The 22,878-nt window shown below is 66.6% G+C and carries 17 protein-coding genes, 1 tRNA gene and 3 rRNA genes; 7 read left to right on the top strand and 14 right to left on the bottom strand.

The window, feature by feature from the left end; all coding sequences use genetic code 11:
- Window positions 1-12: 12 nt before the first annotated feature.
- The 3 genes from hutI to hutH are packed head-to-tail and all read right to left on the bottom strand — an operon-like array spanning window position 13 to window position 4,389.
- Entirely contained in the window at window positions 13-1,185 is a 1,173-nt protein-coding gene (hutI, locus tag MRBLWH11_RS11130; protein ID WP_341944906.1) for an imidazolonepropionase, read from the bottom strand.
- Window positions 1,182-2,855 carry a urocanate hydratase gene (gene hutU / locus MRBLWH11_RS11125; protein ID WP_341944905.1) on the bottom strand — a complete coding sequence of 558 codons (1,674 nt, stop codon included), beginning with the start codon at window positions 2,853-2,855 and terminating at the stop codon, window positions 1,182-1,184. Before hutU ends, hutI begins: the two co-directional genes overlap by 4 nt.
- Window positions 2,848-4,389 (bottom strand): histidine ammonia-lyase, encoded by a 1,542-nt coding sequence (hutH, locus tag MRBLWH11_RS11120; RefSeq protein WP_341944903.1) that lies wholly within the window; start codon window positions 4,387-4,389, stop codon window positions 2,848-2,850. Before hutH ends, hutU begins: the two co-directional genes overlap by 8 nt.
- A 52-nt stretch (window positions 4,390-4,441) precedes the next feature.
- On the opposite strand from hutH, the gene MRBLWH11_RS11115 reads away from it, so the two are divergent.
- A complete protein-coding gene (locus tag MRBLWH11_RS11115) occupies window positions 4,442-5,230 on the top strand; it encodes an IclR family transcriptional regulator (RefSeq protein ID WP_341944902.1) in 789 nt (262 codons plus the stop codon).
- 21 nt (window positions 5,231-5,251) lie between these two features.
- Here the strand turns inward: MRBLWH11_RS11115 and MRBLWH11_RS11110 are convergent, their stop codons facing one another.
- Window positions 5,252-6,862 (bottom strand): LuxR C-terminal-related transcriptional regulator, encoded by a 1,611-nt coding sequence (locus tag MRBLWH11_RS11110; RefSeq protein ID WP_341944901.1) that lies wholly within the window; start codon window positions 6,860-6,862, stop codon window positions 5,252-5,254.
- Window positions 6,863-6,980: 118 nt separating this feature from the next.
- Here MRBLWH11_RS11110 and MRBLWH11_RS11105 point away from each other — a divergent pair, with 118 nt between their 5' ends.
- A complete protein-coding gene (locus tag MRBLWH11_RS11105; protein ID WP_341944900.1) occupies window positions 6,981-7,391 on the top strand; it encodes a hypothetical protein in 411 nt (136 codons plus the stop codon).
- A 55-nt stretch (window positions 7,392-7,446) separates the two neighbouring features.
- On the opposite strand, the gene rrf is transcribed toward MRBLWH11_RS11105, so the two are convergent.
- From rrf to MRBLWH11_RS11085, 4 genes are all read right to left on the bottom strand, one after another.
- Window positions 7,447-7,563: ribosomal RNA gene (gene rrf / locus MRBLWH11_RS11100) — 5S ribosomal RNA — on the bottom strand.
- 105 nt (window positions 7,564-7,668) lie between these two features.
- Window positions 7,669-10,773: ribosomal RNA gene (locus tag MRBLWH11_RS11095) — 23S ribosomal RNA — on the bottom strand.
- Window positions 10,774-11,193: 420 nt separating this feature from the next.
- A 16S ribosomal RNA gene (locus tag MRBLWH11_RS11090) occupies window positions 11,194-12,717 on the bottom strand.
- Together the 16S, 23S and 5S rRNA genes form the textbook arrangement of a ribosomal RNA operon.
- 526 nt (window positions 12,718-13,243) lie before the next feature.
- Window positions 13,244-13,621, bottom strand: coding sequence for a helix-turn-helix domain-containing protein (locus tag MRBLWH11_RS11085; RefSeq protein ID WP_116635920.1), 378 nt, complete (start codon window positions 13,619-13,621; stop codon window positions 13,244-13,246).
- Between the two features lie 89 nt (window positions 13,622-13,710).
- On the opposite strand from MRBLWH11_RS11085, the gene MRBLWH11_RS11080 reads away from it, so the two are divergent.
- A complete protein-coding gene (locus MRBLWH11_RS11080) occupies window positions 13,711-14,097 on the top strand; it encodes a nuclear transport factor 2 family protein (protein WP_116635919.1) in 387 nt (128 codons plus the stop codon).
- Window positions 14,098-14,149: 52 nt separating this feature from the next.
- Here the strand turns inward: MRBLWH11_RS11080 and MRBLWH11_RS11075 are convergent.
- The 4 genes from MRBLWH11_RS11075 to galU form a co-directional block, all read right to left on the bottom strand.
- Window positions 14,150-14,222: transfer RNA gene (locus tag MRBLWH11_RS11075), tRNA-Ala, on the bottom strand.
- Between the two features lie 53 nt (window positions 14,223-14,275).
- Entirely contained in the window at window positions 14,276-15,121 is an 846-nt protein-coding gene (locus MRBLWH11_RS11070; protein ID WP_116635918.1) for a hypothetical protein, read from the bottom strand.
- A 90-nt stretch (window positions 15,122-15,211) separates the two neighbouring features.
- Window positions 15,212-15,823, bottom strand: a complete 612-nt coding sequence (locus MRBLWH11_RS11065) for a GNAT family protein (protein WP_341947824.1) — start codon at window positions 15,821-15,823, stop codon at window positions 15,212-15,214.
- 45 nt (window positions 15,824-15,868) lie between these two features.
- Window positions 15,869-16,756: a UTP--glucose-1-phosphate uridylyltransferase GalU gene (gene galU / locus MRBLWH11_RS11060; RefSeq protein ID WP_116635916.1), complete on the bottom strand. Its 888-nt coding sequence runs from the start codon at window positions 16,754-16,756 to the stop codon at window positions 15,869-15,871.
- 41 nt (window positions 16,757-16,797) lie between these two features.
- Between galU and MRBLWH11_RS11055 the strand changes: the two genes are divergently transcribed.
- Genes MRBLWH11_RS11055 through mscL form a run of 3 tightly spaced genes read left to right on the top strand, consistent with a single transcriptional unit; the run spans window position 16,798 to window position 18,126 of the window.
- Window positions 16,798-17,394: a 5-formyltetrahydrofolate cyclo-ligase gene (locus MRBLWH11_RS11055; protein ID WP_116635915.1), complete on the top strand. Its 597-nt coding sequence runs from the start codon at window positions 16,798-16,800 to the stop codon at window positions 17,392-17,394.
- 15 nt (window positions 17,395-17,409) lie between these two features.
- Entirely contained in the window at window positions 17,410-17,682 is a 273-nt protein-coding gene (locus MRBLWH11_RS11050; RefSeq protein ID WP_116635914.1) for an FmdB family zinc ribbon protein, read from the top strand.
- 24 nt (window positions 17,683-17,706) lie between these two features.
- Complete coding sequence (gene mscL, locus MRBLWH11_RS11045; protein WP_116635913.1) at window positions 17,707-18,126, top strand: large conductance mechanosensitive channel protein MscL; 420 nt, start codon at window positions 17,707-17,709, stop codon at window positions 18,124-18,126.
- A gap of 67 nt (window positions 18,127-18,193) precedes the next feature.
- On the opposite strand, the gene MRBLWH11_RS11040 is transcribed toward mscL, so the two are convergent.
- Together MRBLWH11_RS11040 and MRBLWH11_RS11035 are read right to left on the bottom strand one after the other, a co-directional pair.
- The gene (locus MRBLWH11_RS11040; RefSeq protein WP_341944899.1) at window positions 18,194-18,403 is read right to left on the bottom strand and encodes a hypothetical protein; all 210 of its coding nucleotides are present in this window, start codon (window positions 18,401-18,403) and stop codon (window positions 18,194-18,196) included.
- A complete protein-coding gene (locus MRBLWH11_RS11035; RefSeq protein ID WP_341944897.1) occupies window positions 18,396-22,079 on the bottom strand; it encodes an AAA family ATPase in 3,684 nt (1,227 codons plus the stop codon). The genes MRBLWH11_RS11040 and MRBLWH11_RS11035 overlap by 8 nt, the downstream gene beginning before the upstream one ends.
- Window positions 22,080-22,294: 215 nt before the next feature.
- Between MRBLWH11_RS11035 and MRBLWH11_RS11030 the strand changes: the two genes are divergently transcribed.
- The gene (locus MRBLWH11_RS11030) at window positions 22,295-22,807 is read left to right on the top strand and encodes a methylated-DNA--[protein]-cysteine S-methyltransferase (RefSeq protein ID WP_116635911.1); all 513 of its coding nucleotides are present in this window, start codon (window positions 22,295-22,297) and stop codon (window positions 22,805-22,807) included.
- Window positions 22,808-22,878 lie beyond the last annotated feature (71 nt).

Below are 22,878 nucleotides of genomic sequence, written 5' to 3'. Positions count from 1 at the left end.
GCGCGGCGGCGCTCACACCAGCGGGATGCCGTCCTTCCAGACGCTGCGGACCAGCGGGACGCCGGGGCGGTAGGCGAGATGGATGCGGGTGGGTGCGTCGAGCAGGACCAGGTCGGCGCGCCCTCCGGGGGTGATCGCGCCGACGTCGTCTCGACGCAGCGCGCGCGCTCCCCCCGCTGTCGCCGCCCATACGGCCTCCGCCGGCGTCATCCCCATGTCGCGCACGGCGATCGCGATGCAGAACGGCATCGATGAGGTGAAGCTCGATCCGGGATTCGTGTCGCAGGCCAGCGCCACCGTCACGCCGGCGTCGATGAGACGACGCGCATCCGGGTACGGCTGACGGGTCGAGAACTCGACCCCGGGCAGCAGCGTCAGCACGGTGTCGGATGCGGCGAGCGCGGCGACATCGTCATCGGTCAGGTACGTGCCGTGATCGACGGATGCCGCGCCCAGCTCGACCGCGAGACGCACGCCCTCCCCCGGGCCCAGCTGGCTCGCGTGCACGCGGGGTGCGAGACCCCGGGCGATGCCCGCCTCGAGCACACGCCGCGACTGCGGCACCGTGAAGGCACCGGTCTCGCAGAACACGTCGATCCACCTGGCGTGCGGAGCACAGGCGTCGAGCATCGGTCCGACCACGAGGTCGACGTAGTCGTCGGCCCGGTCGGCGTACTCGGCCGGTACCACGTGCGCACCGAGGAACGTCACCTCAGGCGTCACCTCGGCGGCCAGGCGCACGAGCCGCTCCTCGTCCGCGACGCTCAGGCCGTACCCGCTCTTGATCTCGACGGTCGTGGTGCCCTGTGCGAGCATCTCGTCGACGAATCCCCGCAGTCGTGCGCGCAGCTCGTCGTCGCTCGCCGCGCGGGTGGCGGCGACGGTGGAGCGGATGCCGCCCGCGGCATACTTCTGCCCCGCCATCCGCGCCTCGAACTCCGCGGCCCGGTCGCCGCCGAAGACGAGATGGCTGTGACTGTCGACGAAGCCCGGGATCACGGCGCCACCGCCCCCGTCGACGACCTCGCCTGCGATCGTGCGGTCGGCATCCGCCGCCGCCCCCACCCAGGCGATGCGTCCGTCCTCGACGAGCACCGCCGCGTCGTGAAGGGTTCCGCAGGGGTCGCCGTCGACGCCGACGTTGGTCGTCAGCTCGCCGATGTTCGTGATCAGGACGGTGCTCACAGCATCGGCACTTTCAGCCCGCGCTCACGCGCCACCTCGCGGGCGTGCTCGTACCCGGCATCCACGTGTCGCATGACTCCGGTACCGGGGTCGTTGGTCAGCACGCGCTCGAGCTTCTCCGCGGCGAGCGCCGAGCCGTCGGCGACCGAGACCTGACCGGCGTGGATCGAGCGGCCGATGCCGACGCCGCCGCCGTGGTGCAGCGACACCCATGAGGCACCGGATGCCGTGTTGAGCAGTGCGTTCAGCAGCGGCCAGTCGGCGATCGCGTCCGAACCGTCCTTCATCGCCTCGGTCTCCCGATACGGCGAGGCGACCGAACCCGAGTCGAGGTGATCGCGGCCGATCACGATGGGTGCGGACAGCTCGCCGGATGCCACCATCTCGTTGAACTTGAGGCCCGCAAGGTGCCGCTCCTTGTACCCGAGCCAGCAGATGCGGGCAGGCAGCCCTTCGAAGTGGACCTTCTCCCCCGCCTTCTCGAGCCAGCGGTGCAGAGGCTTGTCGTCGGGGAAGAGCTCCGCGATCGCCCGGTCGGTCTTGTAGATGTCCTCCGGGTCGCCGGAGAGCGCTGCCCAGCGGAAGGGGCCGCGCCCCTCCTCGAACTGGGGACGGATGTACGCCGGCACGAATCCGGGGAACTCGAAGGCGCGGTCGAACCCGCCCAGCTGCGCCTCGGCCCTGATCGAGTTGCCGTAGTCGAACACCGCGGCCCCGGCATCCTGGAACGCGACCATCGCCGCCACGTGCTGCGCCATCGAATCGCGTGAGCGCCGGGTGAAGTCCTCGGCGTCGCGCTCCGCCTCGGCCTTCCACTCCGCGACCGAGATGCCCACCGGAAGGTAGGCGAGCGGGTCGTGCGCGCTGGTCTGGTCGGTCACGATGTCGATCGGCACCCCGCGGCGCAGCAGCTCGGGGAAGACCTCCGCCGCATTGCCGACGACACCGACCGAGAGAGGCTCTCCGGATTCCTTGGCCGCAGTGACCCTCGCCACGGCGGCGTCGAGATCGGTCGTGTACTCGTCGAGGTAGCCGTGCTCCACCCGACGGGCGAGACGCGTCTCGTCGACATCGACGATCAGGACGACGCCGTCGTTCAGGGTGACGGCCAGAGGCTGCGCACCGCCCATGCCCCCGGCGCCACCGGTGAGGGTGAGGGTGCCGCGCAGAGAATCGCGACCCAGCGAGCGGGCGACGGCGGCGAAGGTCTCATAGGTCCCCTGCAGGATGCCCTGGGTTCCGATGTAGATCCACGACCCCGCGGTCATCTGCCCGTACATGATCAGTCCGAGCTCTTCGAGCCGACGGAACTCGGGCCAGTTCGCCCAGTCGCCCACGAGGTTCGAGTTGGCGATCAGCACGCGCGGCGCCCATTCGTGGGTGCGGAACACCCCGACCGGCTTGCCCGACTGCACGAGCAGCGTCTCATCCGGCTCCAGCTCGTCGAGCGTGCGCACGATCGCGTCGTACGCCTCCCAGCTGCGGGCGGCCTTGCCCGTGCCGCCGTACACGACCAGGTCCTCGGGGTGCTCGGCGACCTCGGGGTCGAGGTTGTTCATGAGCATGCGCTTGGCGGCCTCGGCGCCCCAGCTCTTGGCGGTGCGCTGGTTGCCGCGGGCGGCGCGGACGACGCGCGACTGGGTCGCCGAACCGGTCGAAGTGTCAGCCATGGGAGTGCTCCTTTGCGATACGGGCGACGGCGCCCGACTGGACGAGTTCGGTGACGGCCTCCATCTCGGGAGAGAGGAAGCGATCTGGGCCGGGGCCTGCGGCCACGGTGCGGACGAGGTCGCGGACGGCGCCGGTGGCGGGTCCGGCCTGCAGAGGGGCTCGCAGGTCGAGCGCACGAGCGCCGGTGAGGATCTCGATCGCGAGCACGCGCCCGAGTCCGTCGATCGCACGACGGAGTTTGCGGGCAGCGGCCCACCCCATCGAGACGTGGTCTTCCTGCATCGCCGACGACGGGATCGAGTCGACGGATGCCGGCACCGCCAGGCGCTTGAGCTCGGACACGATCCCCGCGGCCGCGTACTGCGCGATCATGAGGCCGGAGTCGACGCCGACCTCGTCGGCGAGGAAGGGCGGCAGCCCGTGGCTGCGGGCGGGGTCGAGCGCTCGATCGGTGCGGCGCTCGGAGACCGAGGCGACGTCGGCGACCGAGATGGCGAGGAAGTCCAGAACCGCGGCGACCGGCGCTCCGTGGAAGTTGCCGTTGGACTCGATGCGGCCGTCGACGGTGATGACGGGGTTGTCGATCACGCTGGCGAGCTCGCGCTCGGCGATGGTCGACGCGTAGCCCATCGTGTCGCGGGCGGCACCGTGCACCTGCGGCGAGCAGCGCAGCGAGTAGGCGTCCTGGACCCGTCCGTCCTCCGGGCCCTTGTGGCTGTGCACGATGGGCGAGTCGCCGAGGAACGACCGCAGGTGGCCCGCCGACACGGCCTGCCCCGTCTGCGGGCGCAGGGCCATGAGGTCGGCCGCGAACACCGCATCGGTGCCGAGCTGCGACTCGACCGACATCGCCGCCGCCATGTCGGCGGTCAGGAGCAGCGTCTCGAGGTCGTGCAGTGCGAGCAGGAGCATCCCGAGCATGCCGTCGGTGCCGTTGATGAGGGCGAGCCCCTCCTTCTCCACGAGCGTCAGCGGCTCGAGGCCGGCCGCGGCCAGCGCCGCAGCGGCGTCGACGAGCTGACCGTCCGCCGTGCGGACCTGTCCTTCTCCCATCGCCGCGAGCGCGATGTGCGCGAGTGGGGCGAGGTCGCCGGAGCATCCGAGGGAGCCGTACTCGCGCACGACCGGGGCGATCCCGGCGTTGAGCAGACCCGCGTAGGTCTCGACGACGACGGGACGCACCCCCGTGCGACCCGATGCCAGTGTCTGCAGGCGCAGCAGCTGAAGACCGCGCGTGACCTCGCGTTCGACCTCGGTGCCGGTGCCCGCCGCGTGCGAGCGGATCAGGCTGGCCTGCAGCTGCAGTCGCCGGTCGGGCGCGATGAAGGTGGTCGCCAGCGCGCCGAATCCGGTGGAGACGCCGTAGTGGGGGTCGGGGTCGGCGGCGAGTCCGTCGATGACCCGGCGCGTCTCGGCGACGCGCTCGAGGGCCGCGGGATCGAGCGTGACGGGCGCGCCGTGCCGGGCGACGGCGACCACTTCGGCGGGCGTCAGCGGCCGGGCACCGACGAGAACAGGGGCGAGATCACTCATATTCCGATTCCACACCCGCAGCGTCGACGGCGACAGCGGATCATGACATGCTGTGTCTGTGATCCCAGACAGTTCGCAAGCCTCAGGGAGCGGCGCACCTCAGGTGCCGGCGGCCGAGAACACCCTGCGGATCCTGAGCTATCTGGCGGGTCGCCCGGCGCCGGTCGCCGCCTCCGCGATCGCCCGTGAGCTGTCGCTCCCCCGATCGACCGTGTATCACCTGCTCACCACGCTCTCGACCCACGGTTTCGTGCTGCACTTCCAGGAGGAGCATCGGTGGGGCCTCGGCACCTCCGCCTTCGAGCTGGCCGGAGGCTACACACGACAGCAGCCGCTCGCCCGCCTCGGACGCCCCCTGGTCGCCGCGCTGTCCGATCGTCTGGGTGAGAGCGCGCACCTCGCGGTGATGAGCGGAGGCGACGTGCTGTACATCGTCGAGGAGCGCGCGCCGCGGCGGCCGGCGCTGATCACCGACGTCGGCGTACGTCTCCCCGCACATCTCACGGCCAGCGGGCGGGCGATGCTCGCCGTGCTCCCCCGCGAGCAGGTGCGCGCGCTCTACCCGAGCGCCTCCGCTTTCCCCGACCGCACCGGACTCGGACCTCGTCGTCCCGCAGAGTTGCGCGAGCTGCTCCGGGAGGTCCGCTCGCGCGGCTACGCGACGGAGGACAGCGAAGTGGCGGCGGGCCTGCGCTCGGTGGGCGTCGCGGTGCGCGATCAGGCCGGATGGCCGGTGGCTGCCGTCGCGGTCACCTGGGCCGGCGAGGAGCGGGACGAGCGCGCGCTGGCGGATGCCGTGACGGCCACGGCATCCGTCCTGGAATCCCGGTTGAGGCGATGAGCGGGATCAGGCCCGTCGCGCTCAGACGGGGTGCTGACCGGCCGCCCGGCGGGCGATACCCGAACGCGATGTCACCTCCCACCGTCGCATCACCGCACTCACATGCTTCTCGACCGTCGACTCGCTCACCTCGAGCCGCTCCGCGATCGAGCGGTTCGTCGCACCGCTCGTGATGAGGGCGACGATCTGCTGCTGGCGCACCGTCAGCGGCTCGGGTCCGGCAGCCGCGGAGGCTGCTCCCAACGCCGACGCCACACCCACCCGCGTCGGGACCCCGAAGGCATGGAGCACCCGCGAGACATGGATGCGCACCGTGTGCTCGGACAGGAACTCGGACGACGCGATCTGCGCGTTGCTGCGCCCCTCGGAGATGAGCAGCGCGATGCCCTGTTCACGGGCGGACAGCCCCTCCCACCCGCGGCGCGTGTCCGGAGGGAGGCGCCTGCCCACCGACCGGAGCTCGCGGGACGCCGACCGGCGCACGGCGCCGAAGCCGTGTGCATCCGCATCGGTCACGACATCCGCCAGTCGCCGTGCGGCCGCTCCTCGTTCGCGCAGGGAGATCCTGGCGCGGGCCGCGAGGATCTCACCCTCTGCTGCCTCCAATGCGCGCCGCGCGCTCTCAGCGAGAGCGACCGATCGCATTGCCTCCTCGAGCGCACGCTCGGCATCGCCGGCGAGGAGCGACACCCGGCTCGCGATCCGCTCGACCGTCGAGCTCGCGCTCGGGTGCTCAGCGAGCGGAGCAGCGCGCAGCTGCCAGGAGCGAGCAGCGTCGAGGTCGCCCGCGTCGACGGCGGCCCTGGTCAGGATCTCGAGGCAGATCGCGCGATCGACGATCCGCACCTGTCCGAAGGAGGGATCCACGGATGCCCGCAGCACGGCGACCGCGGAGGTCCGCACGTCGTCGCCGACGATCGCCGCGTAGCTCGCGAGCAGGAACGCCCCGCTCATCAACGCGTTCACCGGCGCGATGTCCCGTGCGAGGATGCCGCTCACCGCCGCCCGCGCCTCCTGCCGCCGTCCGGCACTCCCGTCGATGACCGCCGCGGTCGCGGTCGCGAAGATCCGCTCCGCCTCCGTCCCGGCACCCGCGCACGCCTGCGCCGCCTCGTCGGCGGCGCCGCTCACATCGCCGCTGAACAGCCGCACCCTCGCCACGAAGCAGCGGATGACGGTCAGGAACGGGTGATCCCGTCGACCGAACAGCGCCGTGCGGGGAGGGACGACCGAGAGAAGCCCTTCCGCGATATCGAGGCGCGCCTCCGCGAGAGCCGCTTCGGCGAGAAGAGCGCAGAGGGGCAGGCGGAGCTCGCTCGCGATGCCCGCGGAGACCCGCGCGGCGGACGCGAACTCTTCGGGCGGAGCCGACATGGGCGTCCCTGCCCGGACGAGTCCGCACACGCTCTCGGCGAAGACCACGGTGTCGGGGTCGTCTGCAGCACGACGAGCCACCGTCGCCAAGGGAGCGGCGATGCCGAACTGCCCCGCCCACACTGCAGCGAGTGCCGCGAGCGCGCTGTCGAAGGCGACGTCCGACGAGCCCGCCGGGTCGCGGTACAGCTCAGGAGGCACTGCGTCGACGACGACGAGCTGCCGAAGAAGCGCGTCGAGACGGGCAGCGCGAGACATGGCGTCATGGTATCCCCCGGCCGGGTGAATAGCTCGATTCCCCCATGGCCCGCAACAGCGCATGACGAGCACCATGAGAACGGGAGAGCCCGGGAGTCGGGCTGAGGAGGGAGTCGTCATGCACACGACACGAAGGAGATCCATTGCCGGAGGCATCGTCGTCTTGACCGCGCTCGCGCTGTCGGCGTGCGGAGTCGGGACGCCGGAACCGACAGCGCCCGACGATGCGGACGAGCCATCGTCCGCGGAGCAGGCACCGGCCGCCGAAGACGACGCCGCAGCCGAGGACAGTGCCGGCATCACCGTCGCGGGGACGGGCGTGTACACGATCGGAGGCGACATCCCGTACGGCGGATTCCAGATGCACGGGGAACCTGCACCGGTCCCGGACGGCTGCACGTGGAGCATCCAGGACGAGAGCGGCGGGATCGTCGTCGAGAACCAGGGCGCGTACGCATTCCTGACCGACGTCCCGGAGTACGTCACGTTCCACACGGATGGCTGCCCGGAATGGGAGCAGTTCGAATGATCGCGTTAACGCAAGAAAGCCACCCAGCATTGGGTGGCTTTCTTGTCTAAAAGAAGTCCGGCGGTGTCCTACTCTCCCACAGGGTCCCCCCTGCAGTACCATCGGCGCTGTGAGGCTTAGCTTCCGGGTTCGGAATGTAACCGGGCGTTTCCCTCACGCTATGGCCGCCGAAACACTATTGATGTTTCAATCAAACACATAACAAAGTCATTGTCATGCGGTTCTCGACCGTACATCGAGAACCACTCAGTGGACGCGTAGCACCAACAAACGGTGTGTTATCAAGTCATCGGCTTATTAGTACCAGTCAGCTGCATGCATTGCTGCACTTCCACATCTGGCCTATCAACCCAGTAGTCTGGCTGGGAGCCTCTCACCCGAAGGTATGGAAATCTCATCTTGAGGCCGGCTTCCCGCTTAGATGCTTTCAGCGGTTATCCATCCCGAACGTAGCTAATCAGCGGTGCTCCTGGCGGAACAACTGACACACCAGAGGTTCGTCCAACCCGGTCCTCTCGTACTAGGGTCAGATCCTCTCAAATTTCCTACGCGCGCAGCGGATAGGGACCGAACTGTCTCACGACGTTCTAAACCCAGCTCGCGTACCGCTTTAATGGGCGAACAGCCCAACCCTTGGGACCTACTCCAGCCCCAGGATGCGACGAGCCGACATCGAGGTGCCAAACCATGCCGTCGATATGGACTCTTGGGCAAGATCAGCCTGTTATCCCCGAGGTACCTTTTATCCGTTGAGCGACAGCGCTTCCACAAGCCACTGCCGGATCACTAGTCCCGACTTTCGTCCCTGCTCGACCTGTCAGTCTCACAGTCAAGCTCCCTTGTGCACTTACACTCGACACCTGATTGCCAACCAGGTTGAGGGAACCTTTGGGCGCCTCCGTTACTTTTTGGGAGGCAACCGCCCCAGTTAAACTACCCACCAGGCACTGTCCCTGAACCGGATTACGGTTCGAAGTTAGATATCCAGAGTGACCAGAGTGGTATTTCAACAATGACTCCACACGAACTGGCGTCCATGCTTCAAAGTCTCCCACCTATCCTACACAAGCCACACCGAACACCAATACCAAGCTGTAGTAAAGGTCACGGGGTCTTTCCGTCCTGCTGCGCGTAACGAGCATCTTTACTCGTAATGCAATTTCGCCGAGTTCGCGGTTGAGACAGTTGGGAAGTCGTTACGCCATTCGTGCAGGTCGGAACTTACCCGACAAGGAATTTCGCTACCTTAGGATGGTTATAGTTACCACCGCCGTTTACTGGGGCTTAAATTCTCAGCTTCGCCTTGCGGCTAACCGGTCCTCTTAACCTTCCAGCACCGGGCAGGCGTCAGTCCGTATACATCGTCTTGCGACTTGGCACGGACCTGTGTTTTTAGTAAACAGTCGCTACCCACTAGTCTCTGCGGCCACCACACCCTTTTCGGAGCAAGTCCGTATAAGTGGATGGCCCCCCTTCTCCCGAAGTTACGGGGGCATTTTGCCGAGTTCCTTAACCACGATTCTCTCGATCTCCTTGGTATTCTCTACCTGACCACCTGAGTCGGTTTGGGGTACGGGCGGCTAGAACCTCGCGTCGATGCTTTTCTTGGCAGCATAGGATCATCCACTTTTTATCCGCATCGTGTCTCAGCCTATGTGAACGGCGGATTTGCCTACCGTTCGGCCTACGCACTTGCACCAGGACAACCATCGCCTGGCTTGGACTACCTTCCTGCGTCACACCTGTTAATACGCTAACCGCACCAGAATGGGGTCGTGCGCTAGGCCCAGAGCGTCACCCCGAAGGGATCAGTCACTGGGATTCAGACACTTAGCACTACTGGATTAGCTTGGGCGGTTCTTCGCCGGTACGGGAATATCAACCCGTTGTCCATCGACTACGCCTGTCGGCCTCGCCTTAGGTCCCGACTTACCCAGGGAAGATTAGCTTGACCCTGGAACCCTTGGTCTTTCGGAGGACGTGTTTCTCACACGTCATTCGCTACTCATGCCTGCATTCTCACTCGTGTAGCCTCCACGGCTGGTTTACACCGCCGCTTCGCTGGCCACACGACGCTCTCCTACCCATCAACACGGCTGGACCACGAAGGCCTACCAATAATGTCAATGCCACAACTTCGGTGGCGTGCTTGAGCCCCGTTACATTGTCGGCGCGGAATCACTTGACCAGTGAGCTATTACGCACTCTTTCAAGGGTGGCTGCTTCTAAGCCAACCTCCTGGTTGTCAAGGCAACTCCACATCCTTTCCCACTTAGCACGCGCTTTGGGACCTTAGTTGGTGGTCTGGGTTGTTTCCCTCTCGACTATGAAGCTTATCCCCCACAGTCTCACTGCTGCGCTCTCACTTACCGGCATTCGGAGTTTGGCTGACGTCAGTAACCTTGTAGGGCCCATCGGCCATCCAGTAGCTCTACCTCCGGCAAGAAACACGCAACGCTGCACCTAAATGCATTTCGGAGAGAACCAGCTATCACGAAGTTTGATTGGCCTTTCACCCCTATCCACAGCTCATCCCCTCAGTTTTCAACCTAAGTGGGTTCGGTCCTCCACGACGTCTTACCGTCGCTTCAACCTGGCCATGGATAGATCACTTCGCTTCGGGTCTAGGACATGCGACTGAATCGCCCTATTCAGACTCGCTTTCGCTACGGCTACCCCACACGGGTTAACCTCGCCACATATCGCTAACTCGCAGGCTCATTCTTCAAAAGGCACGCTGTCACCCCTACTAAGGAGGCTCCAACGGTTTGTAAGCAAACGGTTTCAGGTACTATTTCACTCCCCTCCCGGGGTACTTTTCACCTTTCCCTCACGGTACTTGTCCGCTATCGGTCATCTGGGAGTATTTAGGCTTATCAGGTGGTCCTGACAGATTCACACGGGATTTCACGGGCCCCGTGCTACTTGGGATACTCTTCGCGCCAAGCAAGGCATTTCGACTACGGGGTTGGCACCCTCTATGACCGGCCTTTCAAGACCGTTCGTCTATACCTTCTTGTAACGCCGCCACCTCGGCAGAGATGACTGAAAAGTCCCACAACCCCCAACGTGCAACGCCTGCCGGCTATCACACACGCTAGGTTTAGCCTGTTCCGGTTTCGCTCGCCACTACTAACGGAATCGCGGTTGCTTTCTCTTCCTGTGGGTACTGAGATGTTTCACTTCCCCACGTTCCCTCTACCCGCCCTATATATTCAGGCGGGAGTCACTAGGTCGGCACGCCGCCCAGCGGGGTTTCCCCATTCGGACACCCTCGGATCAAAACTTGCTTATCAGTTCCCCGAGGCTTATCGCAGATTGCTACGTCCTTCTTCGGCTCCAGATGCCAAGGCATCCACCGTTTGCTCTTAAAGACTTGAAATCACATGAGTTTGAATCAAAAACTCGACCCCATCCGAAGATGGAATCTGAAATTGACTAATGATCTTTAAGATCATCTTGTGCAACAACCCGAAGGCCGTTGCAAGATGCTCGCGTCCACTGTGTAGTTCTCAAAGTACGGGCGGTGCCCCTTGACGCAACCCCAACCGGGGAAACGACAAAAGGCCCAGAGTAACCGACTGTGCACTCGACCCAAAGGCCAGTGCGCATCCGGTCCCTCAGGACCCAACAGCGTGCAGACACCGACCCCCTCACCCAGAACCTTCCAACCGCAAGCGGCGTACTAGCTCCGAGATCAGATCTCGATGTCATGTCAAATGTTCCACCCATGAGCTCCCAGCGAAGAACGTACGCCTTCGATCTGGGTTCTGGACACCCGAAGGTGTCAGATGCTCCTTAGAAAGGAGGTGATCCAGCCGCACCTTCCGGTACGGCTACCTTGTTACGACTTAGTCCTAATTACCGATCCCACCTTCGACGGCTCCCTCCACAAGGGTTAGGCCACCGGCTTCAGGTGTTACCGACTTTCATGACTTGACGGGCGGTGTGTACAAGACCCGGGAACGTATTCACCGCAGCGTTGCTGATCTGCGATTACTAGCGACTCCGACTTCATGAGGTCGAGTTGCAGACCTCAATCCGAACTGGGACCGGCTTTTTGGGATTCGCTCCACCTCGCGGTATTGCAGCCCTTTGTACCGGCCATTGTAGCATGCGTGAAGCCCAAGACATAAGGGGCATGATGATTTGACGTCATCCCCACCTTCCTCCGAGTTGACCCCGGCAGTATCCCATGAGTTCCCACCATTACGTGCTGGCAACATAGAACGAGGGTTGCGCTCGTTGCGGGACTTAACCCAACATCTCACGACACGAGCTGACGACAACCATGCACCACCTGTTTACGAGTGTCCAAAGAGTTGACCATTTCTGGCCCGTTCTCGTATATGTCAAGCCTTGGTAAGGTTCTTCGCGTTGCATCGAATTAATCCGCATGCTCCGCCGCTTGTGCGGGTCCCCGTCAATTCCTTTGAGTTTTAGCCTTGCGGCCGTACTCCCCAGGCGGGGAACTTAATGCGTTAGCTGCGTCACGGAATCCGTGGAATGGACCCCACAACTAGTTCCCAACGTTTACGGGGTGGACTACCAGGGTATCTAAGCCTGTTTGCTCCCCACCCTTTCGCTCCTCAGCGTCAGTTACGGCCCAGAGATCTGCCTTCGCCATCGGTGTTCCTCCTGATATCTGCGCATTCCACCGCTACACCAGGAATTCCAATCTCCCCTACCGCACTCTAGTCTGCCCGTACCCACTGCAGGCCCGAGGTTGAGCCTCGGGATTTCACAGCAGACGCGACAAACCGCCTACGAGCTCTTTACGCCCAATAATTCCGGATAACGCTTGCGCCCTACGTATTACCGCGGCTGCTGGCACGTAGTTAGCCGGCGCTTTTTCTGCAGGTACCGTCACTTTCGCTTCTTCCCTGCTAAAAGAGGTTTACAACCCGAAGGCCGTCATCCCTCACGCGGCGTTGCTGCATCAGGCTTGCGCCCATTGTGCAATATTCCCCACTGCTGCCTCCCGTAGGAGTCTGGGCCGTGTCTCAGTCCCAGTGTGGCCGGTCACCCTCTCAGGCCGGCTACCCGTCGACGCCTTGGTGAGCCATTACCTCACCAACAAGCTGATAGGCCGCGAGCCCATCCCCAACCGAAATTCTTTCCAGACGCAGACCATGCGGTCACGTCACATATCCAGTATTAGACGCCGTTTCCAGCGCTTATCCCAGAGTCAGGGGCAGGTTGCTCACGTGTTACTCACCCGTTCGCCACTGATCCCACAGAGCAAGCTCCGTGTTCACCGTTCGACTTGCATGTGTTAAGCACGCCGCCAGCGTTCATCCTGAGCCAGGATCAAACTCTCCGTAAAAAAGAAATGCATACCCCATCGGGAAAACGATGACGCAGCGAGTTTGATGCTGACCAAAGAGACAAATTCATTGCTGACTTCATCCGAATGCCAACCCCCAAGGGGCTGGTCTTTGATCCAAAGGAATTCTCACCCAGCCGAAAAACGACTGAACGAGGATAATTTGGCATTTGACAAGTGCACGCTGTTGAGTTCTCAAGGATCGGATGCTCCCACGACCCAGCCATCACAGCCAGGCCCGAAGGGCAACTTCTCTATCTTACTGATCTCGTTCCCGGTGTCAAATCGCCTTCCGGCGAGATGCTCGTGGGCACGAGGCAGTTCCTTCATCCTGAGGACTCGTGAGAGTTTCGGGATTCGGGAGGTGTTCGATGCTTGACGGGAGCCGGTCCGAGGACCTCCGCTCAACCGTTTGGGGCGAACAAGTAATAAGTTACGCGGATCCCGGGGATCGGGCAAATCCAGCCCGACCGCCGGGCGTGTCGCGCTGATTCACGGTGCCGGGGTGCTCCCCGGCGCGTCTGCGTCACGGCGCCAGAGTCTGGTCGTCGAGAGCCTCGTCGTACCGCTCCTGCGCATCGATCACGTCCTCGACGTGAGACTCCGCCCAGACCTGGAGGGCTCTGAGCGGCTCATGCAGAGTGAGGCCGAGAACCGTGAGCCGATAGAGCGCGTAGCCGTCGGCATGCGCGATGCGCTCGACCATCCCGTCGCGCTCCAGCGCGCGGAGAGTGTCGGCCAGGACCTTCTTGGTGATCCCCTGCACATCCCGATGAAGCTCCCCGAAGCGTCGGGGACGTTCATGGAGCAGGACGACGATCATCGCCGTCCACTTGTTCGCGATGCGGGCCAGCGAACGACGCGACGGGCATCGGGCGGAGAACACCGTCCACTCGGTTGTCATGTGATCCCGCTCCCTGGTGACGTTGAAGTAACCATGTCCGCCTCGACACGGTGGAACCTCAGGGTACCGAGCAGAAGCGGAGGAAGAACATGTCGGCGATCGATGTGGTGGGACGTTACGGAGCCGCGGTGGCGGCTGGAGACATGGCGGGGTTGGCGGCTGTGCTGACCGAGGATGCCGTGTGGCACCAGCCAGGCGCGAACCGGCTGTCCGGCGATCATGTGGGACCCGACGCGATCGTGGCCCATCTGGGTGCATTCATGGAGTTGAGCGGCGGCACCTTCGCGCTCGAGACCGAGTCTGCGACGGAGAGCGGTCTGCTCGTCGCCACGACCGTGCGCTTCACCGCCCGGCGCGCAGGCGCTGCCGATCTCGACCAGCACGGCGTCGACGTGTTCCGTGTCGAGGGCGATCGGATCGCGGAGATCTGGCTGATCAGCGAGGACCAGGACGCAGAGGACCTCTTCTGGGGCTGAGCCCGGGAGAAAGAAGAAAGCCCCCGGCGCGTGCCGGGGGCTTTCTGTTCGGTGGACCTAAGGGGATTCGAACCCCTGACCTCCTCGATGCGAACGAGGCGCGCTACCAACTGCGCCATAGGCCCGTGAACGGCTTCTACGCTATCACGCCGCGGGGGCGGATCGCGTCGCGCGATGCTCAGCCGGCAGCGCGTCGCGAGAGAAGCTCACGAACGTGCGCCTCGATCTCGGCATCGTCGACGAAGCCCATCTTCGCGTAGGGCGACGACGCGGCCGGCAGCTGCACAGGAGCGACCGGGGACATCTGCTCCGCCCGCTCGCGGAGCGCGGCGACCCTGGCCGCCTTGCGACGCTCCTCCTGCGCCTCGATCTCCGCACGCGCGGCCTGCGCGCGCGACCCGGCGACGGTGACCAGCGGCTCGGGAAGCGGACGCGGAGTCCAGGTCGCGCGCCCCTGATCGTGCAGCTCGGGAGCGGTGCGCTCCCGGACGGGTTCCGAGACGACCTGCGGACGACGGACCGCGCGCTGCGCCACGGATGCCATCCGCTGCAGCATCACGCCGGCGATCACGACCAGCGCTCCGCCGATCCATGCGAGCGTCTGCGCACCGGATGCCAGGATCTGCCAGACGCCGAGACCGGCGACGGCCAGTCCGAGCAGAAGCGCACTCGTGGCCACCACCCGCACACGACGACGGGCCCGCGCGCGGCGGATCACGGGGTCGGCGCGCGTCGCCGCGAGTTCCTGCCGCAGGGCCTCGAGTTCGGCGGACTCCCGCTCGGACTGCACGCGCTTCGCGAGCTTCTGCTGCGCGAGCGCGGTCCGCGCGTTGAGCTCGAAGCGGACCTCGCCGGGGGTCTCGCTCGTCTCGGCGAGGACACGCAGCGCCTGATTCAGACGAACGGCGTTCCGCTCCGAGGCGTTGTACTGGTAGCGGCCGCGCCACGACGGCAGCAGATAGAGCATCCACAGGAGCACGGAGACGAGGACGATCACTCCCCCACTCAGCACCGGCCCGTCCATAGGGTCAACGGTAAGCGCTGAGGGCCGCTGCGCCGCGCAGGCGGCGCGTGTCGCGGCGAGTCCGATCCGGAACGGGTGCGAACCGAGGTCTCAGAGGGCGATACGGTCCGACGGCGGCACCGTCGCGGCATCCGGCGGCACCTGGCCGCTCAGCCACCGGGCCAGCACGCCCTGGGGCACATCCTCGCGCGTGAGCGAGAACGCATAGTGGTCGCGCCAGTCCCCGTCGATGTGGATGTAGCGGCGCCGCAGCCCCTCGTAGCGGAACCCGAGCTTCTGAACGACGCGCAGGCTCGCCGCGTTCTCCGGGCGGATGCAGATCTCCATCCGGTGCAGGCCGTACTCGGTGAAGCAGGCATCGGTGGCGAGAGCCACCGCCGTCGGGGTGATCCCCCGGCCGGCGAACCGCTCGCTCACCCAATAGCCGATTGTCGCGGAGCACAGCGAGCCGCGGGCCACTCCCCAGACGTTCAGCTGTCCGGCGACCTCGCCCTCGTACTCCATGACGAAGGGATAGCCCGAGCCGTCCTTGTACTGCTGCAGCAGCCGACGGATGCTGAGGCGCATGTCGAACGACACCGAGCCGTAGGGGACGGTCGCCTCCCACGGCTGCAACCACGACCGGTTCGCGAGCAGCTCGTGCTGCAGCGGACGGGCGTCCTTCGTTCGCACGAGCCGAAGCTCGATCGGTCCGTGCCGCATTCCCGTCGCCAGATCCATGAGTCGTCCCGACGCCCGCAGAGTCGCCTAGAGGCGTTCCGCGAACTCCTTGAGCCAGGGCCGCAACTCCGGGCCGAGGTCGTCGCGGTCGGAGGCGAGCTGCACGATCGCCTTGATGTAGTCCACGCGGTCGCCGGTGTCGTAACGACGGCCGCGGAAGATGACTCCGACGACGCCGGGCCCATCGGTGTCTGCTGCCATCTCCTGCAGAGCGTCGGTCAGCTGGATCTCGCCGCCCTTGCCCGGCTCGGTGCGCTCGAGGATCTCGAAGACGGATGCCGGCAGCACATAGCGGCCGATGACGGCGAGGTTCGAGGGGGCGTCCTCCTGCGCGGGCTTCTCGACGAGGCCGGTCACGCGGACGTTCTCCGAGTCCTCGATCGACTCGACGGCGGCGGCACCGTACATGTGGATGCTGGCGGGGTCGACCTCCATCAGCGCGATGACCGCGGCGCCGCTGCGCTCGTGCTCGGCGATCATGTCGGTCAGCAGCGGGTCGCGCTCGTCGATGAGGTCGTCACCGAGAAGCACGGCGAACGAGCTGTCGCCGACATGGGTGCGGGCACGCAGCACGGCATGCCCGAGACCCTTGGGCTCGCCCTGGCGCACGAAGTGGATGTCGGCGAGGTCGCTCGACTTCATGACGCTCGCGAGGCGACCGTCATCACCCTTCTCCAGCAGCTTGACCTCGAGCTCGGGGACCGAGTCGAAGTGGTTCGAGATCGCGTTCTTGTTGCGACCGATGATGACGAGGATGTCATCGATCCCTGCGTCCGCCGCCTCTTCCACCACGTACTGGATGGCCGGCTTGTCGACGACAGGGAGCATCTCCTTCGGCATCGCCTTCGTCGCAGGCAGGAAGCGCGTCCCCAGTCCTGCCGCGGGAATGACGGCCTTGATCTTGTGCTCACCCATCCTCACAGCCTAGCGGTCGGCACCGCCGTAGACTCAGAGCCATGTCGAACGACGTCGAACACGCGAAACGCGCTCTGCGCGCCGAACTGCGTGAGCGCCGCCAGCTCCTCTCCGAGTCGCAGCGCGATGCCGCGGCGTCCGATATCGGCGCGCGCCTCGATGCGCTGGTCGACGAGCTCGGCGCACGATCGATCTCGTGCTTCCTCTCGACCACGACCGAGCCGGGCACCCGCGAGTTCGTGACCAGGGCTGTACGCCGCGGCATCCGCGTGCTGCTGCCGATCACCCGGGCCGACGGCCTGCTCGACTGGGCCGTCGCCACCGACGACGACCGCGTCGCCGAAGGACTGTTCGGTCTGCCCGAGCCGACCGGCGAGGTGCTGGGACCGATCGCCGTGAACGACGTCGACCTCATGATCGTCCCTGCCGCGGCCGTCGACCGCTCGGGGATGCGGATGGGCTGGGGTCGCGGCTACTTCGACAAGACGATCGGCTCCATGGAGAAGTGCCCGCCCGTCTACGCCGTCATCTATGATTCCGAGATACTCGACTCCCTGCCGCGGGAGGTGCACGACCAGCCGGTGAACGGCGTCGTGACCCCGACGCAGACCCTGAACCTGTCGCCCACGCGGCGCTGACCTGCAAGGACCCCCATGCCCACCTACGCCTATGCCTGCACGTCGTGCGGACACCAGTTCGACGCCGTCCAGAGCTTCTCCGACAACGCACTCACCGAATGCCCCGAGTGCGGGGGCACGCTGCGCAAGCAGTACGGTTCGATCGGCGTCACGTTCAACGGCTCGGGGTTCTACCGCACGGACTCGCGCGCCAAATCAGGCGGATCGGGCGAGGGTTCGGCATCATCGAAGTCGGAGTCGAAGACGAGCGCCGCGCCGGCTGCTGCGTCGACTCCGGCCTCTTCCTGAGGCCCCGACCCGTTGGGAGATCCCATGCTCAAAGGCTTCAAGGACTTCATCCTCCGCGGAAACGTGATCGATCTCGCCGTGGCCGTGGTCATCGGCTCCGCGTTCACCGCGATCGTCAACTCCGTCGTGGCCAGCATCATCACTCCGCTCGTCTCGCTCTTCTTCAAGGCGGATGCCGCCGGCCAGTTCGGGCCCCAGATCCCGAGCATCTACGGCGACATGGTCACCTTCCCGCTCGGGGATCTGATCTCGGCCATCATCAGCTTCCTCGCCGTCGCCGTGGTCGTGTACTTCGTGTTCGTCCTGCCGATGAACACCTTCAAGGCGCATGTCGAAGCCCGCAAGGGCACGAGAGCCGAGGAGCCGGAGGACGAGCCCGCCGCCGCCACCGAGGCGGAGCTGCTCGTCGAGATCCGCGACCTGCTCAAGAGCCAGCGCGCCTAATCCGCCACTCCGTGAGAACCGCCGCCGTCCCCTCCGGGGCGGCGGCGGTTTCGCGTGGAGCGCGCACTCAGTAGTGCGGCGGCACGTCCTGCATCAGGCGGTCGTCATTGGGACCCTTCGGACCGCGAGGTGCCGCGGCCACGTCGTCATCGTCGGTCTCGGGACCGGACTCCGGTGCGGGGTCGCTGCCGGGCACCGGCGTGAGTCGCGCCCTGCGCGCTCCGGCGACGCGCACGACGCGCTGACCGTCCGGATCGGGCTCGGGCTGCTCAGCCATTCTCAGGGTCGATGATGTCGATCGGCTGCGTGTCGTTCTCGACGCGCGGCGCCGACTCGGAGATGCCGAGCACACCCGCGATGCGCGTCGCGGCGGTGACCGGATCGCTGTAGAGATCGAACGCGTGCACGCGCACGTAGTGCCACCCCAGTCTCCGCAGCACATGCGGCCGCAGCCGCAGCGTCTCCCGCAGCGAGTCCCCGCGGGACTCCGGATCCGATTCGATCACGACGGCCTTGCCGTCGTGCTGCGCGACCAGCGGAAGGAGCCCGCGGTAGTCGACGTCGACGGATGCTCCGAGGCGTCGCAGCTCGCGTGCCAGGGCGAGCGTGAGCGGATCGGCGAGATCCTCCAGCCGGGCGTCCCTGCTCCGTGCGGCGAGTCCGCCGAGGATCGACATCAGCGTGGCGGCGCCGTGCTCCAGCCGTCCGTCGTCGAAGGCCGAGGGGCGGATGGACGAGACGATCACCATCGAGCGGCGGGCACGTGTCATGCCGACCGTGAGCAGCCGCTCGCCGTCGGGGGTCGAGAGATCGCCGAAGTCGCTCAGCACCCGACCGTGCTTCGTGAGACCGAAGCCGAGAGAGAAGATCACCCGGTCACGGCTCTCGGCGACGGATTCCTCCAGCGTCAGCACCGCGAAGGGCTCCGCGGTGTCTCGGCCGACGAAGTCCGCGACATCGGATCGGCCGGCGAACGCCGAGGTGACGGCCGCGCGGACGCGCTCGGCGTGACGCGTGCTGGCCGTGACGACCATCAGCGACTCGGACGGCCGATGGATCGCATGCTCGACGACGAGGGTCACGACCCTGGCCACCTCCGCGTCCGGGCTCTCGACCGCGCCCGACACCGGGTCCGGTGCACCGGTCCCGCCCTCGACGTAGTCGACCGTCAGGCTGCCGCGTCCGAGGTAGGAGCCGGCCCACGGCAGCGACACGATCTCTCCGCCGTAGAAGGCGTCGTTGATGAGCTCGGCGAGGTCCTCGCCTCCGGCACGGTAGCTGCGCGTGAGCGTCATCACCGGGAGGAGCTCGGACAGCCGCTCGAAGACGGAGACGTCGTCGAACGGGACCTCCGCCTCCCAGGACTCCACCGGGTCCACCGCGATGTGGAAGGGAGTCGGACGCTGTGTGACCGGGTCGCCGAACGCGACGATCTGCCGCGCGCGACGGATCGCCGGCGCGGCCTCCGCGAGGTTGATCGCGGCGGCGTCGACCAGCAGCACGGTGTCGAACTCGACGGAGTCGGGGATCTCGGGGACGAGGTACGGAGAGGAGATCCAGACCGGGGCCAGCACGTCGATGAGCGCGGGCGCGGAGCTGACGACCTCGGCCGTCGTCGTGGCCGGCTGCGTCAGCGCCCGTCGGAGATGCTGCGACTGCTGCGGCTCGTCGACGATCGCGATCCGCCACTGGTTCGCGAGCTGCCAGGCGAGCAGAGGGCCGGCCATCGCGGCATGGGCCTCGTCGACGAGGCGGAAGTCGCGTTCGAGCCGGTCCACGACCGCGGTGTTCGCACCGAGGAGCGCCCGGTTGTCCTGCAGCGCCCGCTCCAGGAGCGACTGCCACCAGGCGAACTCGAGCTCGTCGCCCACCCGGGACTCGGCGACATGGCGCACGGAGAGCTCCGCGAGCAGCGGCTCCAGGCCGAGCAGCGCGAGACGGTCGCGCAGCTGCGCACGCTCCACGAGGTTGTCGAACACGTCGGACTTCTCGGCGAGACCGGCCAGCGTGCGGACCAGCCGCGCGACCGGGAGGGTCGCCAGGGGCTCGCGGCGGCCGAGCGCGGCATCGAGCTCCGCGAGTTCCGCCTCCACCCGCTGCCAGGAGGCGGCGACGTCGCCCAGACCCAGCGGCACCTCAGGTGCGACGCCGGCCTCGACGAACCGCTGCCACTGCGTGCGCTGCGTCTGGATGCGCAGCAGAGCCTCGTGCATCTCGGTGACGTGGACGCCGGGGCGCACGTACTCCTTCGCGAGGCGCCGCAGCCGTCGGCGATTGGCGGCGGACAGACCGGGCGCGTCACGGCGCGAGCCATGGGCCTGGATGAGCTCGCCCAGCGGACGCTCGAACACCGTGGGGCTGAACCGGTCGAGCGAGTCGCGGATGCCCTGCAGCAGGCGCAGATACTCGCCGAGCTCGTCGACGGTCGAGAACGGGCGCATGTGCGTCTGGGCGATCAGCTCGTAGCCGCGCTCGAGGAGCGCGGGCACGCTGCTCGCGTGCAGGCGTCCGGCGAGCTCGTGCGCGGCGCGTGCGGCCTCGGTGCTGGCGAAAGTCACGCCGTACCAGGGCGAGTCGTCGGGACCGAAGCGGAATTCGCCCAGGCGTGCGGCCTGGGCCAGCGACTCGGATGCCTCGGTCCGGTCGGCGGCCAGACGGCGCAGGGCGTCGGGTCCGAGACGAGCCGTTGTCGACGGCGGAACGGGAAGCGATGCGAGGCGCGTGAGGTGACGGGTCGCGTCGAGGACCGACGCATCGGTCCCGGGGATCGGCGACGTGAGCGCCTGCCGGTAGTCGCGCAGCACGGTGCGCAGACGCACGAGCGCGTCGTCCACCTCGCTCACCTTGGGCGCTGCGGCCTTCTCGTTGCGCCCGATGGCACGGACGAGGTCGCGGCGCACGCTCGCCGGAGAGATCGCGAGGCTGTCGAGCCCGATGCCGGCGAGACGATGACGCACGCCGTCGAGCGTCGAACGCCGTGCCGAGACCACCAGTACGCGCTTGCCCGCGCGCACGAGCTCGCCCAGCGCGTTGATGACCGTCTGCGTGCCGCCGGTGCCCGGAAGCGTCGCCACCGTGAGCGAGTGCCCTGCGGCGATGCGTGCGAGCACGGCCTCCTGCTCGGCATCCGCATCGAGGAGGAGGTTGTCGGATGCCGGTGCGCGGTCGTCCGGAGAGGTGTGGTGCGGTGCCGCCCGCGGTGCGGAGATCTGCTCCCGGTCGCCGACGTGGCCGTTGAGTGCGTTCAGCACCAGGTGATCGAGACTCCCGCCGTCGCGGGACATCGCCGCGGAGACATCGGCGAACGTCGAGACGACGAGCCGCGGCTCCACCGAGAACGTGTCGATCGATCGCGTCGTCGCGCGGAGGCTGTCGATCACGGGCTGCGGCTTGAAGATGCCGCCGTCGTAGGCGAGCGCCGCGAGGGATGCGGGGTCGATCGAGATGCCGAAGTGCTCGCGCGCGATGCGGACGAGCTCGGGATTCACCTCGAACGCACCCTGGAGCTTGAGCTCGAAGTCGGAGTGGTGCCGCCGGATCGCCAGAGGCCGCAGCAGGACGGGAGCGGCGAAGCCCGCACCGCCGATGCGCCAGCGGGCGACGCCGACCGCGAGGTGCACGGCCTCGATCCCCCGCACGGTGCGCAGCTCGGTGTTCTTGGCCGTGATCCGCTCGGCGGCGAGCCGCGCGGTGCGGAGCCCGACCTCGTCGCGGAACAGGTTCGACAGGAGCGTCGACTTGCCGGTGATGAACTGGGGAAGGCTGCCCGGGTGCGCCTTCGAGATGTCGATGCCCGACTCGGGTCCGTCGCGGAAGCTGACCAGAGGCGAGGGCCCGCCGAGATCGGCGGCCTCGGCCCGCAGACGGGTGCGCTCGGCCTCGGCGGCGTGCGCGATCTCGACACCGGTGCTCGACTCGTGCAGATCGCCGAGGGTCACAGCGGCCTCCGCCACCGCGTCATCCGCAGACCTGCCCTCACGTCGCCACACACTGACACCCTAGGCGCGCGAGAGCGCGAGCCGGGGTAACCCGGGCGGGTTTCACCGGAATTCTGGCCTCTGACGGGCGCTCGCGACTCCTCCTGCAACACACAGACCGCGAACCCGGTTGTCCACGCGGAGCGGACTGCCGCGTCCGCGAGGTCGCCGCGTCGGTTCAGTATGGATGCATGACCTTCCGCTACGACTTCGCACCCACGCCGTTCGGGGATGCTCTCGCGGTGTTCTCCGACGAGGGCATCGTGCGCTTCGACCTCTCCGAATCCGAAGACCCCTCGGTGCCCTGGCTCCTCGAGGGCGTGGCGCGGCAGCTGCACGCGATGCCGGAGCCCGACCCCGGCGCGGCCGACGAGCTGGCCCACCTGCTCGCGGCGTACTTCGACGGGGAACCGGTCCGCTTCGAGGATCACCTCCGTCTCGACTGGCGGCTGGTCGAGGGATTCCCCCTGCTCGCCCTGCAGACGATCTGCGGCATCGCGTGGGGCGAGACGCTCAGCTACGGCGAGGTCGCCGTGCTCGCCGGTCACCCCGGAGCGGCGCGGGCGGTCGGCACCGCCTGCCGCCTGACGCCGTTCTCGATCATCGTCCCCGTGCACCGCGTCGTGCGCTCCGACGGGACGCCAGGTCACTACGGCGCGCACCCGGAGCGCAAGACGTTCCTGCTGGACCTCGAGTCCCGCTGACCGACGCCTCCCCCGAGACGACGTGGACCCGGCGAGTAGGCCGCCGGGTCCACGTGCTCGAGGCTCCCGAG

The sequence above is a fragment of the Microbacterium sp. LWH11-1.2 genome (assembly GCF_038397745.1).
GTDB lineage: Bacteria > Actinomycetota > Actinomycetes > Actinomycetales > Microbacteriaceae > Microbacterium.
The sequence above is the reverse complement of the archived record's forward strand: the minus strand, read 5'-3'. Positions and strand labels throughout refer to the sequence as shown.